This window comes from Brevibacterium sp. HMSC063G07 (genome assembly GCF_001810665.1).
In the GTDB taxonomy this organism is placed as follows: domain Bacteria; phylum Actinomycetota; class Actinomycetes; order Actinomycetales; family Brevibacteriaceae; genus Brevibacterium.
In genome coordinates, this window is record NZ_KV802349.1 from 1 (window position 1) to 1,551 (window position 1,551).

The 1,551-nt window shown below is 56.7% G+C and carries 2 protein-coding genes; both read right to left on the minus strand.

What is annotated here, in order from left to right; all coding sequences use genetic code 11:
- Window positions 1–96: 96 nt before the first annotated feature.
- Entirely contained in the window at window positions 97–396 is a 300-nt protein-coding gene (locus tag HMPREF2757_RS05390) for a hypothetical protein (protein WP_070574075.1), read from the minus strand.
- Between the two features lie 171 nt (window positions 397–567).
- A complete protein-coding gene (locus HMPREF2757_RS05395; RefSeq protein WP_070574078.1) occupies window positions 568–876 on the minus strand; it encodes a helix-turn-helix domain-containing protein in 309 nt (102 codons plus the stop codon).
- Window positions 877–1,551 lie beyond the last annotated feature (675 nt).

Sequence of the window (1,551 nt, forward strand, 5' to 3'; positions counted from 1 at the left end):
CTACTCAAACGGAACAAAACCTGGGGCACTTCAGCTGTACGTCGTCACGCCGCGTGGCCGTACACACATGAGGTGATTGCGTGTACGGCTAAAGGGTTAGTCGGGTACAACTTCTAGATGCCGCTTCGGCTTACTGCCCTCGGTGCTCTCAGGCGTGTCGCCGTCACCGTTCTCAGGTGTATCGCTGTCCCCTTCGGTGCTGGCGGACTTGTCACCGTCCCCTTCGGTGCTGGCGGACTTGTCACCGTCGAGATTCACCTCGAACTCTTCGGCATACTTGCGCAACTGCGCAAGGCGCTCCTTTGTCGCTTTGTGTGCACGGCGCGCCTCGTTCACGGTATCTTTTGCTCGCTGCTCATCGCGGAGCGCGGCTGCGTAATCGTCTCTGAAAGACATGGTTTGTTCTCCTTGATTGAGTGAATTCTTTGTTTGGGCTCGGGGCACGACGGTGGAGCGCGCGTGTGTAGTAGCACGGCCATCACCCATCAGCCCTCGCACTCAGTTCAAGACCCAGCCTGGCTAGCTGAGCTAAGCGGCGGGATCTCGTCGTAGGCGGGTTTGTCCGCATTAGTGCTTCACACCGCCCAGCACCGTGACGAGTTGCTGTCGCTGCTCATCTGTCAGTTGGGGCGCTGCATTCACGACGGCATCGACGAAGCCGTCGAATAGCTGCGGGGCAGGGCGGCGTGCGGCCGTGAGGTAGGCGTCGAGATCGTCTTGGCGAATCCGATAGGCGGTGCCGAAACGGTGGAATGAAAGACGGCCCTCTTTAATAGCTTTTCGCAACGTGGACTCGGAGCCGACGCCGAGATCGGCGAGTTCCTGCAGCGTGTAAAAGCGTGGCGCGACGGCGGTAGTCGTGTCCTTTTCGGACATAGAAAAACGCTCCTGGGCAGATTGATCTGTCCCGGAGCGGGGTGCTTTACCGGCTTGCTATTCAGGCGGCTTGGAGTGCCGTGCTCAACTCGCTAGAACGGTGGTCTGCCGTCCCATCGCTTTACGGGAGCGCTTACTCCCTACCTGACCGCTTTTGTGGTTGGCAATGCCGTTGCCGACCGGTCTATCTCGTCGGAGGAACCGCGCCTATCACGGTCGAGAGGCTGTCTCTTTATGAATTATCCTCGGGGTTATCCCCCGTATGCGGCTGGCTAAACCAAAAACGAATTAAAACGCCACATACGGTCTGGGGGCCATCGTACGGAACTTATGCGTCGCGCACAATAGCCTGCGACCTAATCTTTACGAATCGAACCGAGCACGTTTCTACACGCCACGTGGCACGGCTGGGGTGTTGTGGTGGGGCAGCTGTTGTGTGGCGGCATGGTGACACGCAAGGGGCGCGCCTTTTTGTGACCTGTGACACGTCTATAGTGTGCTCGTTTCGTAGTTTTGACCTCGTTTCGTAATTTGCCGATCAAAATACGAAAAAATTACGAAACGCTCTACCTGCGGTTTCGTAGAACTACGAAAATCGGAAAACCAAATTACGAAACACGCGATAACGCTGTGACCTGCACAGACACGTCACATTTCGGCGGTGTTTCGTAATTT

Bases quoted from the DNA above. Each gene is read 5' to 3' on its own strand.
- HMPREF2757_RS05390 (WP_070574075.1), bottom strand. From the start codon at position 396: ATGTCTTTCAGAGACGATTACGCAGCCGCGCTCCGCGATGAGCAGCGA.
- HMPREF2757_RS05395 (WP_070574078.1), bottom strand. From the start codon at position 876: ATGTCCGAAAAGGACACGACTACCGCCGTCGCGCCACGCTTTTACACG.